The organism is Klebsiella sp. A-Nf5 (assembly GCF_002810545.1).
In the GTDB taxonomy this organism is placed as follows: Bacteria; Pseudomonadota; Gammaproteobacteria; order Enterobacterales; family Enterobacteriaceae; genus Klebsiella; species Klebsiella variicola.
In genome coordinates, this window is sequence record NZ_PIOG01000031.1 from 15,976 (window position 1) to 31,854 (window position 15,879).

Below are 15,879 nucleotides of genomic sequence, written 5' to 3' on the forward strand. Positions count from 1 at the left end.
CGTGGCGCCCTGAAGCAGGAGAGGATCACCAGCAGACAAACCCGCCGTCGACCACCAGGTCTACGCCGGTGCAGAACGAGGCGGCGTCGCTGGCGAGGAACAGCGCCGGGCCGGCCATCTCTTCCACCTTCGCCATTCGCTGCATCGGCGTCTGGCTTTCAAACTCGCGGGTCTGGTGCACCATCTCCGGACGGGTATTCATCGGCGTGGCGGTATAGCCCGGGCTAATGGAATTGACGCGGATCCCTTTGCCCACCCACTCCATCGCCAGGCTTTTCGACAGATGGATCACGCCGGCTTTGGAGCAGTTGTAATGCGCCTGGTCGAGGCCGCGGTTAACGATAATCCCCGACATCGAGGCGATATTGATAATCGACCCGCCGCCGGACTCCAGCATCAGTTCCGCTTCCGCTTTGCAGGAGTTCCATACGCCGGTGAGATTGATATCGATCACCCGCTGCCATTGCTCGCTCTCCATCTCCAGCGCCGGATTGGCGTTGGCGATCCCGGCGGCGTTGACGGCGATGTCGAGGCGGCCAAAGCGGTTTTTGGCCAGCGCGACGGCGGCGCGCAGGTCGGCAATCTGGCGGACATCGCCGGTATAAGAACAAGCCTGACCGCCGATGGATTCAATATGGCTGACCGTTTCCGCCAGCCCGCCGTCGTCGCGAAGATCAAAACAGACTACCCGCGCACCCGCGCTGGCGAGGCTGCAGGCGATGGTCTGGCCGATACCGCTGCCGGCGCCGGTGACGAAGGCGACGCGCCCCTGCAGGTTAAACAGCTGCTGTGCAAAATCTTTACCGATCATAATGTTTACTCTCTTCAATATAGTGTCGAACGTCGGGAGCCCTGTTTCCCGAATGGCGGCGCGTAGCGCCTTATCCGGGCAACCTTTCGGCGGTGTTACGTAGCCCCGGTAAGCGAAGCGCCACCGGGGGGCCGTCCCGGGGTGGTGGCGCCAATGCGGGACACCTTATTCGGGCGATGGGGCCCGCTAACCCGCGGGGGATTACGACATAATCAAACCGCCATCGATATTGATGGTCTGCCCGGTGAGATAGCGCGCGTCGTCGGAGGCGAGGAAGGCCACCAGCCCGGCCACGTCTTCCGGTTTACCGGCGCGTTTCATCGGAATGCCCTCGACCCACTCGGCCATCAGTTCGCCCTTGCCGTAGCGCTTCTGCTCGGTGCTGAGAATTTCGCCCCACACGCGATCGTTGTAATCCCACATTTCGCTTTCAATAATGCCCGGGCAGAAGGCGTTGACGGTGATGTTCCACGGCGCCAGCTCGTGAGCCAGGCTTTGGGTAATGCCGATCACGCCCATTTTGCTGGCGGCATAATGCGGCGTGTAGATAAAGCCCTGCCGCCCCTGGCCGGAAGAGGTATTGATCAGGCTGCCGTGATTCTGTTTCACCATATATTTGGCCGCCTCGCGGCAGCACAGCCACACGCCGGTGGTGTTGACCGCCAGCACTTTTTCGAAATCAGCTTTTGGCATCCGGTCGTAGTAATCGATGGTGATCACCCCGGCGTTCTGAATGGAGACGTCAATAGTGCCGAAGCGGGCGGCGGCCTGCTCATATAGCCCCTGAACCTGGGCTTCATCGGTGACATCGACCTGCAGCGATAAAATATCCGCCTGATAGCGCTGACGCAGGGTGTCGGCGGTCTCGTGAACGCGCTCGGCGTTGGAGACCATCACCAGATTCGCGCCGTCGCGGGCAAAGCGCTCCGCAATACCTGCGCCGATGCCGCGGCAGGCGCCGGTGATCACCACCGTTTTGTTCTGGAAATCTCGTTGCATATTTTTTCCCTTTCGCTGAGCCGGGCACCAGGCCCGGCGGAAGATGTGAATCGTTACCGGTTAGCTGGAGGTGGCGCCGTTGGGGGAAATGGCGGCCAGTTTTTCCTCGTGGCGGCGCATCAGGATGACCTTGCTCTGCAGCTTCTGCTGGAACTGGTCGACGACCACAGCGGTGACGATCACCACGCCTTTAATCACCATCTGCCAGAAGTCGCTGACGCCCATCATCACCATGCCGTCGGCAAGGAAGACGATGACGAAGGCGCCGATAATTGACCCGGTCACCCGACCGCGGCCGCCGGCCAGCGCGGTGCCGCCGAGCACGGTGGCGCCGATGGCGTCCATCTCGAACATGTTGCCGGTCATCGGGTGCGCGGTTTGCAGCTGTGATGCGACAATCAGGCCAACAAACGCCGCGCACAGGCCGGAGAAGGCATAGACGAATATTTTCGCTTTCACGATCGGCACGCCGGCGAGGCGGGCGGCGGATTCGTTGCCGCCGATGGCGTAGATGTAGCGGCCAAGCGGCGTTTTGGTGGTCAGCCAGTAGCCCAGCACGAGGAAGCCGATCATCAGCCAGATCGGCAGGTAGACGCCGAGCAGAGTGCCGGAGCCGAGGGTGGCGAAACCGGTGTTGCCCAGCGCTTCCATGCCGTTAAGATTCGGGTAGGTGCTCCCGTCGTTAAACAGCAGCGCGGAGCCGCGGGCGACGTACATCATGCCTAAGGTGCAGATAAACGGCGCCACGCCGAAGCGGGTGATCACCGCGCCGTTCACCAGGCCGACCAGCACGCCGAAGATCGCCACGCAGAGGATCACCTCCGGGACGTTAAAGAAAATAACATCGCCGTTCCACAGCGGCAGGCCGTTGGTCAGCAGCGCGCCCGCCACCATGCCGCAGATCCCCGCCACCGCGCCGACGGACAAATCAATGCCGCCGGTGAGAATGACCAGCGTCATGCCGATGGCCAGCAGGCCGGTGATCGCCACGTGCTGGGTCATGATCAGCAGGTTCGAGGCGGTCAGGAAGTTGGGTACCATCACGCTGAAGAACGCGATCACCAGCAGGAGGGCGATAAAGGTGCGGGCCTTCAGCAGGTACATATAAATCATATATTTCTGGTTCATGATGGATTCCAGCCTGATTAATCTTGAGGTGTTGAAGCCGCGATTAACTGTTCGCGGGTCACCGCGTGACGCGGTAGATCGGCGGTAATGCGGCCATCGGCCATCACCAGGATGCGGTCGGCCAGGGCCATCACCTCATCCAGCTCCGAAGATGAAAACATCACCGCCAGCCCCTGCTGGGCCATTTTGCCGATCAGGTGATAGACGTCGGTTTTCGCGCCGACGTCGATGCCGCGCGTCGGTTCGTCGAGGAATACCACCTGTGGCTGAGTCATCAGCGCTTTACCCAGCACCACTTTTTGTTGATTGCCGCCGCTCAGCGAGGTGATGGGCAATGTGGCGTCGCTGACCTTGATCGCCAGCTGCTGGATCATCTCTTTTACGCAGCTCTCTTCTTTTTGCGGGTTCAACCACCGCCAGGCGCGGCGGAACCCCTGCAGGCTGAAATCAGAGAGCGTCATGTTGGCCTGAATCGACATCATCTGTACCACGCCTTCGCCCTGACGGTCCTCTGGCACCAGTGCCAGCCCCTTTTTCAGACGTTGCTGAAAGCGCGTTTTGCCGATGCTTTCGCCGTTGAGATGCACCTCGCCGCGCTGGCAGGGCATCAAGCCCACCAGACCTTTAAACAGCTCGGTGCGCCCGGCGCCCAGCAGGCCGTAAATACCGATCACTTCGCCTTTGCTGAGGGTGAAGGTGACGTCATTAAGTTTGTAGCCGCCACTCGGATGCAGCGCGGTCAGCCCTTTGACGTCAAGCACTGCGTCGCCTTTCGGCGCCGGTTGATAATCAAAATGTTTTTTCTTATCACCGACCATCTGCTCGATGATCCACGGAACGCTGGCGTCGCTGACGTGACGCTCGCTGATAAAACGACCGTCGCGGAAAATGGTGATGTTGTCTCCAATCTCCATCAGCTCTTCGAGGCGATGCGAGATATAGATGATGGTCACGCCGCGGCGTTTAAGCTGCGCGATCACCTTGAACAGCACTTTGACCTCAGACTGGCTCAGCGCCGAGGTGGGTTCGTCCATGATCAGCACCCGAGTGTCTTTCGACAGCGCGCGGGCAATCTCGACTAACTGCTGGTGGCCGATACCGAGTTCACCGAGCGGGGTGTAGGGATCAACATCCAGCTCCAGCCGTTCCAGCAGCGATTTTGCCAGCGCGTACTGGTATTTTTCGTTAATGCGTCCTTTCTGAAAGAATTCATTCGCCATGAAGATGTTGTCCATCACATTCATATTGGGAAATAAATTCAGTTCCTGGAAAATAATACTGATGCCCAGTTTTTCTGCCTGATGCGTCGACTGTAATGAAACCGCTTCGCCATCAAGAATAATTTGCCCGGAAGAGGGCGTTTCCACACCGGCAAGCATTTTCATCATGGTGGATTTACCCGCACCATTTTCTCCGATCAGCACGTTGACCTTATTTCGATAGACCCGGTAATTAACATTATCCAGGGCGGTCACGCCGGGATAGACGCGCGACAGACCGCGGGTTTCGATAATCACTTCGGACTCAACGGGCTGGGGAGCGACGAGATCGTGCGGCGCCATATTATTGTCCCCCCGCATGAATGATTTTCGCCGGGGTAATTTCCGGGAGAGTTTGCGGAATATCCCAGGCCGAGAAGACGCCGTACACCTCCACGCTATCGCCGGTTTTGACGTTGGCTGTCTGAATCATTTTGACCGCCTGACTGTTGATATTCTTGCTGTACTCGCCGAACAGCACCTGGTCATTAAAGTCCTGATAGCTGGCGCCGCTGTAGCCGTCGCGCAGCTGGGTGCCGCGCAGGGTAGGGCCAATTTGCACCGTCACATTGCCGACGCTGGCGTCGGACAGGGTCATTTTGCCGCTGCGCGAGGCGGTATCGAGTTTGCTGACGGTACCTGAAACCTTGACGTAGAAGATGCAGGGGTTTTCATCCTGCGCACGGTAGCCGAGGGTTTTGCAGGCGCTATCAATGTCTTTTGCCGCCTTGAGCGCGCTCATCAGTTCCGCCGCCGGACGCGCTTTCGTCACCACCTGCGGTACGATGCTCTGCTGCCAGGTTTTATCCATATTCGCCATATGCGGGTTGGGCGGGGATTTCAGGTCTGCCAGCTCCTGCTGCGAGACGATGCGACAGCCCCCTAGCGCCAGTACGGCCAGCGTCAGACAGGTTTTCTTAAACATAATGCTCTCCTCTGCGCCCCCGCAGGGGCGCAACCACCCGAACTCAGGACTTAATGTTGAAATCCTGGACTTTATCGGCGTTATCCTGGGTAATCAGAATGCCGCGGAACATCACGCGCTGTTTGGCCGGTTTTTCGCCTTTTTGCAGGTAATTATCCAGATCGGTGACGCCCTGGGCGGCGATAGCCTGCGCCTGCAGCATCACGGTTGCCTGCAGGGTGCCGGCTTTCACGGCGTCGCGCTCATCGTTGCTGCCGTCGATGCCGACGACAATCACATCGCTACGGTTGGCCGCTTTCAGCGCCGCAATCGCGCCAAGGGCTACCGGCCCGTTGCCACAGATGACGCCTTTCACGTCGGGGTGCGCCTGCAGGATGCTGTCCATGATGCGTTTGCCGTCGATCAGGGTGCCTTTGGCATCCTGTTTCGCCACGCTGACCATATCCGGATACTGGTCAATGACCTGATGGAAAGATTTAGAACGGGTGACGCAGTTATTATCGGCGAGGTTGCAGGTCAGCTCGGCGTATTTGCCTTTCTCCGCCATTTTTTCCACGAAGACGTTGGCGACCTCAGAGCCGGCCTGGAAGTTATTGTGGGTAATTTGTTCCAGCGCCACATCATCAACCGGAATTTCGCGGTTAATTAAGACCACCGGAATGCCGGCTTTTTTGGCTTTTTCAATGGCGGCGACGCTGGCGGTGGAATCAGCGTTATCGAGAATAATGCCCTGCACTTTTTTACCAATCGCGGTGTCGATAAGCTCATTCTGCTTTTTGACATCTTCGCCATGGGACAGCACGGTGGTTTTATAGCCGAGCGCCTGGGCTTTTTCGCTGGCGCCTTTGGCTTCCGAGGCGTAATACGGGTTATCCAGCGAGTTGACCATGATCATAATGGTGCCTTTCTCCGCGGCGTGCGCGGCAAAGGAGAAGGCGGTCAGGGTAGCAGCGGTTAAAAGGGTTATACGTAATTTCATGACTCTGTTCCTGTATTTTTATATTCGAACAAATGAGCCCCTGAGCGGGCAGGCTTTTACGGTCTGAAATTTCCCCTGATGTATTCGGGGATAGCGATATCGTTATGGGCCGGGTTTCTCCTGTGATAAGTGAATGCGTGTCGTCGCGCAGTCTGGCGGTCAGGCTGGCGAGTCCGGTTTCCATAATGTTCGGTCGACCGCATGGCGCCACTCCTGCCAGCGCGTTTGTAAGCGCAGGTGGCGGGCCATGTCGGGCTGAAAGGTGCTGTGTTCGGTTAAGAAGGCCTGCAGATCGGCGGTCGACCCCGGATGGAGCGCTTTGCGCGCCAGCAACGCCGCGCCGATGGCGGACAGCTCCGGCACGTCGCTGCGCATCACCGGGCAGCCGAGCAGATCGGCCTGGTATTGCATCAGCCAGTCATTGTTGGTCGGCCCGCCGTCCACCATCAACGCCGTCAGGGTGAACTCCTCATGCTGACGCATCGCCACCACCACGTCGGCTATCTGATAGGTGATGGACTCCAGCGCCGCACGGATCAGATGCGCGCGTTTCACCCCGCGACTCAGGCCGCAAATCACGCCGCGGGCGCTGTCGTCCCACCAGGGCGCGCCAAGACCGGTCAGCGCCGGCACGAAGTAGACCCCGAGGGTTGAGTCGACGGAGGCGGGGAGGGTATTCAGCTCATGGGCCAGCTCGGCGGCAGAGAGTTCGCTCAGTCCGGTGCTGTCCGCCATCCAGGCGACGGCATCGCCGGTGTGGGGAATATTCCCTTCCAGGCCCCACACCAGCTGGTCACCATCGTGCCAGGCGACAGTGGTCGCCAGCGCGTCGATATCGCACTGGGCCGATTTGACCGGGGCCATGACCGAAGAGCCGGTGCCGTAGGTGGCTTTGACGCAGCCGGCCTCGCCGAGCGCGTGGCCGAACAGCGCGGCGTGGGAGTCGCCGATCATCGCCATGATCGGAATACCGTCCGGAATGGCGGCCAGTCCTTTGGTATGGCCGAAGAGGCCGCTCGACGGTTTAATGTCCGGCAACGCCGCGCGCGGAATGCCGAACAGCGTCAGCATCTCGTCGTCCCACTCGCCGCGGTGCAGGTTCAGCAGCTGGGTGCGGGCGGCATTGGAGTAGTCGCAGCAGAAGGCTTCTCCGGCGGTCAGATTCCACAGCAGCCAGCTGTCGATGGTGCCGAGGCAAATCTCACCGCGTTCGGCGCGCAGGTGGCCATCGACAGTCGCATCCAGCAGCCAGCGCATTTTGGAGGCCGAGAACAGCGGGGCGATTGGCAGGCCGGTGGCACACTTAATGTGCTGTTCCTGGCGATCGTGACGCAGTGTGTCGCAGAACGCGGCGCTGCGGGTGCATTGCCAGGTGATCGCCGCGTTAATCGGTTCGCCGCTGTCGCGATACCAGCCGATGGCGGTTTCCCGCTGGTTGCTGATGGCCAGCGCGGCGACGTTTTCCGCGCCAACGTGGGCCACCGCGCTGGCGATCACCGCCAGCGAGGCGGTAACCAGCGCTTCGCCCGATTGCTCCACCCAGCCGTCGCGCGGCGTTTGGATCGCCAGCGGCTGCGAGAATTTGACGATAACCTTGCCCCGGCTATCCAGCACCACCGCTTTGGCGTTGGTGGTGCCTTCATCCAGGGCAATGATGAACTCTTTTGCTGTCGCCTGCATCGTGCTCTCCTCGGTCACTCGGTGTCCTGGAACCGCGGAGACGAGGAATATCTCCCACCGTCTCCTGCGTCTGTGCAGGCCATGTTGTGACATTTCGTTATCATCTTTTTAATCACTGAATATATATTCGATAGTGATTATTTATTTGATACCTTAAGCCACAAACCCGGTGACGGGCTACCGGAAAAATCATCAATTGTGCTGGCAATCACATTTCGCCGATCGGTGAAAGCGGCGGCTGGCGGCTGGAGTGGTTGATTAACTGATTGAATTTAAATGCATTAGCAGAGCCAGCCCTGAAGCTAAAAAAGCACGTCAGGGCGGCAGAAAGGAAAAGCAGCGCGGCAGGTTAGTCGCTAACCAGCATGCGAGCGGTAGGATAATCGGTGATTAAAACATCAATGTAGCCGCCGGTGAGGGCGCCTTTGATGGCCGCGACTTTATCGGTACCGCCGGCCAGCGCGACCACGTTCGGGCATTTTTTGACCTTCTCCAGCGCCATACCGATCACCGGATCTTCATCATCGCGTAACACCGGATGGCCGTTTTTGTCGTAGTAGTGCAGGCAGATATCACCCACCGCGCCGCGCGCCGCCAGCACCTGCAGCATATCTTCATGATAGTAGTTACCGGAGGTTTTCAGCAGCTGGGAGGGTTCGAGAATGCCGATACCGACGATGGCGATATCCACTTCATCAAAGCGCGACACCACGTCAGCGACGTCTTTGCTGGCCAACAGCCGGTTGCGCTCCTCCATGGATCCCTCGATGCTCTGTGACGGCAGCAGCCAGGCGTCGCAGTTCAGGCGCTGGGCGAGGGTCTGGGTAAGAATCGTCGCCTGCACGTTACCGTTTGGCCCGACGCCGCCGAGCAGCTGGATCACGCCGCTGGCTTTCAGGTTTTGCGCATGAACTTCATCGACCATCGCGCGAATGGTTGAGCTCCACGAGGAGACGCCAATCAGATCTTTTGGCCGCAGCCGGGTTTCCAGATAGTGGGCGGCGGCGGAGCCAATCGCCCGCTTGATGGTATGATCGCTGGCCTCTTCCTCGGTATCCACCACCACCGCCTGCTTAAGGCCGTAGCGATCCTCAAGCCCTTTTTCGAGCTTCAGAAAGATGTTGGACGGCTGAACGACGCTGATCTTGACGACGCCTTCTTTCTGGCAGCGGGTAATGGCGCGGGAGACAAATGACTGAGACAGCGAGAGAAGTTGGGCGATATCAGACTGCTTTCGTCCTTCCAGATAGTAAAGCGTGGCAATCTTAACCAATAGCCGTTGTTCATCCTGCTTAGCCATATTAATCCTCGAAAATCATTTATCGCCTTTCTTCAGGCGGTTAGCTGCAGCCATTATCGTAGTGACTTTTATCATACGCGAAAAAAAATCAGACTTAAGTGTGACAGGCGTCTAACTTTTGCCAATCCTCAAAATCGGCTATGGACAAAAACAAAACAGCCAGGCCATAATCGAATAAAGAATCATTATTGAATATATATTCAAGGCGATTTCGAGTCAACGTGTTTATCCGGGCTTCGCCTGGAGCGGGAGGCAGAATGTTCCTGAGTGGGGCGCTGTGGCAGAAGGCTTACCACCCGGCATGGGGATATCTGGTTTTTTTAGTCCTTGCTGGAATAAATATTCCATGCTGAAAATAAATTCAGAGGTATGAAATGAATCCCTACAGATATGATATTCAGACGCTGGAGCGTAAAGCCCGCGCGGTGCGGCGCCACATTGTGCGCTTAAACGCCAATAGTCCGGCCGGCGGCCACACCGGGGCTGACCTTTCGCAGGTCGAACTGTTAACCGCGCTCTATTTCCGCGTCCTTAACGTCGCGCCGGACCGGCTCGACGACCCGCAGCGCGATATCTACATCCAGTCGAAAGGCCACGCCGTGGGGTGCTACTACTGCGTCCTGGCGGAATCCGGTTTCTTCCCGGTTGAATGGCTGGAGACCTACCAGCATGCCAATTCCCATCTCCCTGGCCACCCGGTACGGCAGAAAACGCCGGGCATCGAGCTGAACACCGGCGCGCTGGGTCACGGTTTGCCTGTTGCGGTGGGGCTGGCGCTGGCCGCGAAGAAAAGCAACAGCACCCGCCGCATTTTTTTGATCACTGGCGACGGCGAGCTGGCGGAGGGGAGCAACTGGGAAGCCGCCCTGGCGGCGGCGCACTACGGTCTGGATAACCTGGTCATTATTAATGATAAGAACAACCTCCAGCTGGCCGGGCCGACGCGCGAAATCATGAATACCGATCCGCTGGCCGATAAATGGCGCGCCTTCGGTATGGAAGTCAGCGAGTGCCAGGGTAACGACATGGCCTCGGTGGTCGCGGCCATCGAGGGGCTACAGCAGACCGGTAAACCGAACGTCATTATTGCCAACACCACGAAAGGCGCGGGGATCTCCTTTATCCAGGGGCGCCCGGAGTGGCACCACCGGGTGCCGAAAGGCGAAGAGATCGCTCTGGCGCTGGAGGAACTGAAAGATGAGTAATACAGAACACCTGGCTAACGTCATGGTCGAGGCCTTTATTGCTGCCGTAGAAAACGGCGTCGATCTGGTGCCGGTGGTGGCCGATTCCACGTCGACGGCTAAAATCGCCCCCTTTATTAAGCAGTTTCCCGGTCGGCTGGTGAACGTCGGCATCGCTGAGCAGAGCATGGTCGGCACCGCCGCGGGGCTGGCGCTGGGCGGCAAAGTGGCAGTGACCTGTAACGCCGCGCCGTTTCTTATCTCGCGGGCCAATGAGCAAATCAAAGTGGATGTCTGCTACAACAACACCAATGTGAAGCTGTTCGGCCTTAACGCCGGGGCCAGCTACGGCCCGCTGGCCAGCACCCACCATGCCATTGACGATCTGGCGGTGATGCGCGGCTTTGGCAATATCCAAATCTTCGCCCCCTCCACGCCGCGCGAATGTCGGCAGATCATCGACTATGCCCTTGCTTATCAGGGCCCGGTCTATATTCGTCTCGATGGCAAAGCGCTGCCGGAGCTGCTTGACGAGTCGTATCGCTTCGTTCCCGGCGCCGTGCTGACCCTGCGTGAAGGCGAGGACGTCGCGCTGGTGGCCACCGGATCGACGGTGCATGAGGTAGTGGAAGCGGCGCAGCAGCTTGCCGACCTCGGTATCCAGGCGAAAGTGGTCAGCGTGCCGTCGATCCGCCCCTGCGATACCGCTGCGCTGCTGGCGGCGCTCCGGCCGTGTGGTTCGGTGATCACCGTCGAGGAGCATAACGTCAACGGCGGGCTGGGCAGCCTGGTGGCGGAGGTGTTGGCGGAAGCGGGGGTGGGCATTGCCCTGCAGCGGTTGGGGATCCCGGACGGGGAGTACGCCGCCGCCGCCGATCGCGGCTGGATGCGCCAGTACCACGGGTTTGATGCCGCCGCCATCGTTGCCCTGGTGCAAAAAAGGGGCTGATGGCCTGAACGCCCGTCGCGTGAAGCGCGGGCGTTTACTGCTGCAATGCGCAAAGCGTGATGACCTGCTCCTCCGACGCTATCCAGTGCAAGGGATAGCGTTGCTCCGCAAACTCAAGCGCTAAGGTGCTTGCCGTTATGTCCACGATCTGAAAATCGGCGAACCCCAGCGCGCGCTGATTTGCCGCAGGCGTCGCCTTAAACCCACTCTCTTTGGCCGAAAACGCCAGCGTCAGCGCCAGCGGAAAGGGCAGGCCGCTGCGCAGCAGCGCCGTTTTTTCCGCCGGACTGATAATGCTGCTCTCCAGCTCCGCCGACAGCTGTGGGGGAAACCGGCGCTCAATATCGACGCCCACCGGCCGATCGGCGATCACCGCCAGCGCGCGCTGGCCGCAATGGCTGATGCTACCGAACCAGGGCGTGGGCCACAGCGGCTGGCGCTGGTCGCCGATGGCGGGAGGCTGTTTCTCCCCCACCTCACGCAGGGCGTACACCGCGGCGATGCGCCCGGCCAGGTGCTCCGCCTGCCGCTTGCGGCCCCAACTGCTCAGGCTGGCGTGATAGGGCAACCAGAACAGATCTTCAGGCTGGAAAGTCGCCGGGTCGAAATCGATCTGCTGCAGCGTATAGCCGGCCAGCGGCAGCGTGGCGTGATGGATGCGCATAGGACAAGGTTACCGCGGTTGTCCCCGCCCTTTATCCTGCAAGGGCGGGGGAGGGAGAACCCGCTATCAGAAGTGGGTGTTGACGCTCATATACCAGGTGCGGCCCGATTCGTTATAGGTCTCGGCACCGGCGCCATACATATAGCCGGTGGTGCCCCCGGTGGTCTGGGCGTTGCCCGCGCGCCAGTGACGCTTGTCGAAGACGTTATCCACGCCGCCGGTCAGACTGACGTATTTGGTGACGTCCCAGGTCGCGCTCAGGCCGAGGATGCTGTAGGGGCTGACCTCGTTCTTCTCGCTGCCGGTAACCGGTTGACCCTTGTAGTTGTACTTCTTCGGCTCCTGCTTGCCGTACCAGGTAAAGGTTGACTGCAGCGAAACGTCATCGCGTACCTGCCAGCTCAGTGTAGAGTTCAGCGTGTATTCCGGGATAATCGACAGACGATCGCCGGTCTCTTTGTTCTTACTCTGCAGCATGTAGGTGATGTTGTTGGTCCAGTTCACGGTCTCGCTTACTGGCACGTTCAACGTCCCTTCCAGGCCTTCCACCACCGCTTTCGGCACGTTTTCCCATTGGTAGAGGTCAGTGCCGCTGCCGTTGGTATAGACCGGGGCATAGCCCGCTTCAATCTTATTGCGATAGTCGTTGCGGAACCAGGTGACGCCCGCCAGCCAGCCGTCGCGTTTAAACTCGAGGCCAATTTCTTTGTTGATGCTGGTCTCGGCTTTTAAGTCATCGTTACCCTGCAGATAGCAACCGGATTTACTGGCGTAGCAGCCCTGTCCTTTGCTGTAGAGAATATAGTTCGGGTTGGTCTGATACAGGCTCGGCGCTTTATAGGCGCGAGCGATACCCATCTTCAGCGTGAAGTCGTCCCACAGCCCCTGCGACAGGTTGAGGGACGGGCTCCAGTTATTGCCGACAATGCTGTGATGATCGAAACGCAGCGCCGGAGTCAGCATGGTGGTGTCGGTCAGCTCCATGTTGTTCTCGGCGAACAGCGAGAAGATTTCCGCCTGCGAGTACGGGCTGCGGCCGGTGCTGTCGTAACCCGGAATTTCGCCTCCCGACAGCGCCTGGGTGTTGGACGCGTTATCCTTCATCCGCTGTTGATTCCACTCGCTGCCCAGCGTCAGGTTCTGATTAACCAGATAGTCGAACGGGATACTGACTTCACTGTGCAGCATCACATCTGACAGATCGATATCCGAGAACTGATTACTGTTAAAGATCCCCTCGGTGCCCCCGGCCAGGCCTTCGCCTTTGCGCGAGTTGCGGGTGCGCTCGTACTGCGCCCAGTTGCTGGTGGTCACCCCGTTGTCCCAGGCGCCGTTCCAGGTGACCGAGTAGGTGTTGCGATACAGCCGGTTGGTCTCTTTACCGTAGTTCTCTTTTACCAGGTCGTTGGTGTTGGTGTTCTGGGTGTCGCCAGCGTAGAGGTTGCCCTGGCGGCTGTAGCCGGCTTCAAACTCCAGCGACTGCATCGGGGCGAATTCCCAGCGCACCAGACCATCGATGTTTTTATTTTGTACCCCTTCGCGCCCGGCAGGCAGGGTGTCGGCATAGATCCCGGTACGTTCGGACTGATGGCCCTGGTTGATATCCCAGGCGTCGGCCTGCGTTTTGTCGAGGTTACCGAACAGACGGAAGCTGAAATCGCCGCCCAGCGGGCCGCTGAGGCTGAAGTTAGTGCGTTTGGTGGAGCCTTCATCCTTGTGCTCCGGGGCGTTCATATAGGTGTTCCATGAGCCGTGCCACTCATCGCCGGTTTTTTTGGTGATGATATTCACCACCCCGCCGGCGGCGCCGTTGCCGTAGCGGGCGGCGGCCGGGCCGCGAATGACTTCGATGCGTTCGATCATCTCCGGCGGCACCCAGCTGGTGTCGCCGCGGGTGTCGCGCTCGCCGCGCCAGCCAAGGCGCACGGAATTGCGGCTGGTGACCGGCTTGCCATCGATCAGGATCAGGGTGTTTTCCGGGCCCATGCCGCGGATATCAATCTGGCGGTTATTGCCGCGCTGGCCGCTGGTGGAGTTGCCGGTCAGGTTGACCCCCGGCATGGTGCGAATGATCTCCGAGACGTCGCGCGCTGGCGGGCGTTTGCGGATCTCATCGGCGGTGATCGTGGAGACGCCCGGCGCCTGCAGATTCTGCTCGGCGGCGGTGACCACCATGGTCTCTTCAGCCGCGCTGTTTTTATCGTCGGTGGCGGTTTCCGCTGCGCTTAACGGAAAAGCAACCCCGTAAATTCCCAGATTGACCAGCAAGGCCAGGGATTTGATCCTGTTATTCATTGTTATTCCTGCTCTTTAGTCGCCACGTTCCCCAAACGCCCCTTCCCACCGGGAGGGGAGGCGGCATAAATGTTGCCGGAAGAGGGCAAAGGCACTCCGTCGCTAGCTGAATAAGCTCTCTTCGACATGTTTTGTGAAAGACGCGCTTCCCACGGCGCGCTAATACGCTATTGCAAATGCAAATAGTTATCAATAATATTATCAATAAAGAATTACAATTAATTAAAAAAGTCACGCTATACATAGGGTTAATGACAGAATGTTAAGGACAGGAAGCGAGGAGTGGTGGCAAACCCTGCAGGGGCCGCAGTGCCGCGCAGTGGATGGCGCCATCGAGGTGACGTTCTGGTGGCGGGATCCGGCGGGGGATGAAACGCACTCTCCGCGCCGTCGGGTATGGCTCTATATCACCGGGGTGACCGACCACCATCAGAATGCGCGGCCGCAATCGCTGACGCGCCTGCCCGGGACCGACGCCTGGTCCTGGCGAACCACGCTGTCGCCGACCTGGCGCGGTAGCTACTGTTTTATTCCCTCCGACCGTGACGATGATTTTTCCCCTGAGGTGTTCAGCGCTGACGCGCCCGACCGCGCGCTGCTGCGCGAAGGCTGGCGCAAACTGCTGCCGCGGGCGATAGCCGATCCGCTGAACCCGCACAGCTGGCAGGGCGGACGCGGCCATGGCGTGTCCGCCCTGGAGATGCCGCAGGCGCCCGCGCAGCCCGGCTGGGACCAGTTTAATGAGGCGCATCCTCCCGCCCGTTGCCTTGAGTGGCGCAGCGCGCGTCTGGGCAACCATCGCCGGGTCTGGATCTACACCACCGGCGAGGCCGTCGACCCGCAAACGCGGCCCCTGGCGATCCTGCTCGACGGCCAGTTCTGGGCCGAGAGCATGCCGGTGTGGTCGCCGCTGGCCGCACTGACCCGCGAGGGGAGACTGCCGCCGGCGGTCTACCTGCTGATCGACGCGATCGACAACCAGCGCCGCGGGGTTGAGCTGCCCTGTCACCGCGATTTCTGGCTGGCGGTGCAGGAGGAGCTCCTGCCGCTGGTCCGCGATCGCGCCCCGTTTAGCGACCGCCCGGAGCGGACAGTGGTGGCCGGGCAAAGCTTCGGCGGCCTGGCGGCGATGTTTGCTGCTCTCAACTGGCCGCAGCGCTTTGGCTGCGTACTCAGCCAGTCAGGCTCCTACTGGTGGCCGCATCGCGATGGCCGCGGGACGGGCTTTATCGGCGAACGTCTCCGCCTGGGCGAGGTATCCGCGGCCGGGCTGCGCATCTGGCTGGAAGCGGGCCAGCGTGAACCGATTATTTTTCGCGCTAACCAGGCGCTGTTGGCGCAACTCACTACGACACAGCAGACGATTTTCTGGCGTCAGGTTGACGGCGGGCATGATGCGCTTTGCTGGCGCGGCGGGCTGACGGCAGGGCTTATCCAGCTCTGGCAGCCTCTGCTGTCGCACCCTTAGCACCGCGCTTTACGACAGGAGTTTGATATGCAATTCAGTAACCCTTTCGACAATCCGCAAGGGCAGTTTTACATTCTGCGCAATGACCAGCAGCAGTACAGCCTGTGGCCGGGGCACTGCGCCCTGCCTGACGGCTGGACGGTGGTGTGCCCCCCGCAGTCGGCCGAGGACTGCAACGCCTGGCTGGCGGCCAACTGGTCAACCCTGACTCCCGCCCATCATGCGTCATAAGGAGCTG

Annotated in this window: 14 protein-coding genes; 4 read left to right on the forward strand and 10 right to left on the reverse strand. The window is 59.7% G+C overall.

The features are described from left to right. Positions 1–25: 25 nt before the first annotated feature. The 8 genes from CWM53_RS03700 to CWM53_RS03735 form a co-directional block, all read right to left on the reverse strand. A complete protein-coding gene (locus CWM53_RS03700) occupies positions 26–811 on the reverse strand; it encodes an SDR family oxidoreductase (protein WP_023297198.1) in 786 nt (261 codons plus the stop codon). A gap of 201 nt (positions 812–1,012) precedes the next feature. Continuing rightward, complete coding sequence (locus CWM53_RS03705; protein ID WP_074386591.1) at positions 1,013–1,810, reverse strand: SDR family oxidoreductase; 798 nt, start codon at positions 1,808–1,810, stop codon at positions 1,013–1,015. A 60-nt stretch (positions 1,811–1,870) separates the two neighbouring features. Further along, on the reverse strand, positions 1,871–2,938 hold the full coding sequence (locus CWM53_RS03710) for an ABC transporter permease (RefSeq protein ID WP_100631578.1): 1,068 nt from the start codon (positions 2,936–2,938) through the stop codon (positions 1,871–1,873). 17 nt (positions 2,939–2,955) lie between these two features. Further along, the gene (locus CWM53_RS03715; protein ID WP_100631597.1) at positions 2,956–4,500 is read right to left on the reverse strand and encodes a sugar ABC transporter ATP-binding protein; all 1,545 of its coding nucleotides are present in this window, start codon (positions 4,498–4,500) and stop codon (positions 2,956–2,958) included. Between the two features lies 1 nt (position 4,501). Then, positions 4,502–5,122 (reverse strand): DUF2291 family protein, encoded by a 621-nt coding sequence (locus tag CWM53_RS03720; protein ID WP_100631577.1) that lies wholly within the window; start codon positions 5,120–5,122, stop codon positions 4,502–4,504. A 43-nt stretch (positions 5,123–5,165) separates the two neighbouring features. After that, positions 5,166–6,101 carry a D-ribose ABC transporter substrate-binding protein gene (locus CWM53_RS03725; protein ID WP_004176926.1) on the reverse strand — a complete coding sequence of 312 codons (936 nt, stop codon included), beginning with the start codon at positions 6,099–6,101 and terminating at the stop codon, positions 5,166–5,168. 159 nt (positions 6,102–6,260) lie between these two features. Next, positions 6,261–7,781: an FGGY family carbohydrate kinase gene (locus tag CWM53_RS03730; protein ID WP_100631576.1), complete on the reverse strand. Its 1,521-nt coding sequence runs from the start codon at positions 7,779–7,781 to the stop codon at positions 6,261–6,263. 349 nt (positions 7,782–8,130) lie between these two features. After that, positions 8,131–9,081 (reverse strand): sugar-binding transcriptional regulator, encoded by a 951-nt coding sequence (locus CWM53_RS03735; protein WP_002893602.1) that lies wholly within the window; start codon positions 9,079–9,081, stop codon positions 8,131–8,133. A 374-nt stretch (positions 9,082–9,455) separates the two neighbouring features. On the opposite strand from CWM53_RS03735, the gene CWM53_RS03745 reads away from it, so the two are divergent. Together CWM53_RS03745 and CWM53_RS03750 are read left to right on the forward strand one after the other, a co-directional pair. Then, entirely contained in the window at positions 9,456–10,286 is an 831-nt protein-coding gene (locus tag CWM53_RS03745; RefSeq protein WP_100729350.1) for a transketolase, read from the forward strand. Continuing rightward, positions 10,279–11,214 (forward strand): transketolase family protein, encoded by a 936-nt coding sequence (locus CWM53_RS03750; RefSeq protein ID WP_023297201.1) that lies wholly within the window; start codon positions 10,279–10,281, stop codon positions 11,212–11,214. Before CWM53_RS03745 ends, CWM53_RS03750 begins: the two co-directional genes overlap by 8 nt. Positions 11,215–11,248: 34 nt before the next feature. Here CWM53_RS03750 and entD read toward each other — a convergent pair whose 3' ends face one another. Both entD and fepA read right to left on the reverse strand, forming a co-directional pair. Next, positions 11,249–11,878, reverse strand: a complete 630-nt coding sequence (entD, locus tag CWM53_RS03755; protein WP_100729349.1) for an enterobactin synthase subunit EntD — start codon at positions 11,876–11,878, stop codon at positions 11,249–11,251. 66 nt (positions 11,879–11,944) lie between these two features. Further along, complete coding sequence (gene fepA, locus CWM53_RS03760) at positions 11,945–14,173, reverse strand: siderophore enterobactin receptor FepA (RefSeq protein WP_100729348.1); 2,229 nt, start codon at positions 14,171–14,173, stop codon at positions 11,945–11,947. A 259-nt stretch (positions 14,174–14,432) separates the two neighbouring features. Here fepA and fes point away from each other — a divergent pair, with 259 nt between their 5' ends. Next, on the forward strand, positions 14,433–15,641 hold the full coding sequence (gene fes, locus CWM53_RS03765; protein WP_100729347.1) for an enterochelin esterase: 1,209 nt from the start codon (positions 14,433–14,435) through the stop codon (positions 15,639–15,641). 27 nt (positions 15,642–15,668) lie between these two features. Then, a complete protein-coding gene (locus CWM53_RS03770) occupies positions 15,669–15,872 on the forward strand; it encodes an MbtH family protein (protein ID WP_074386583.1) in 204 nt (67 codons plus the stop codon). Positions 15,873–15,879 lie beyond the last annotated feature (7 nt).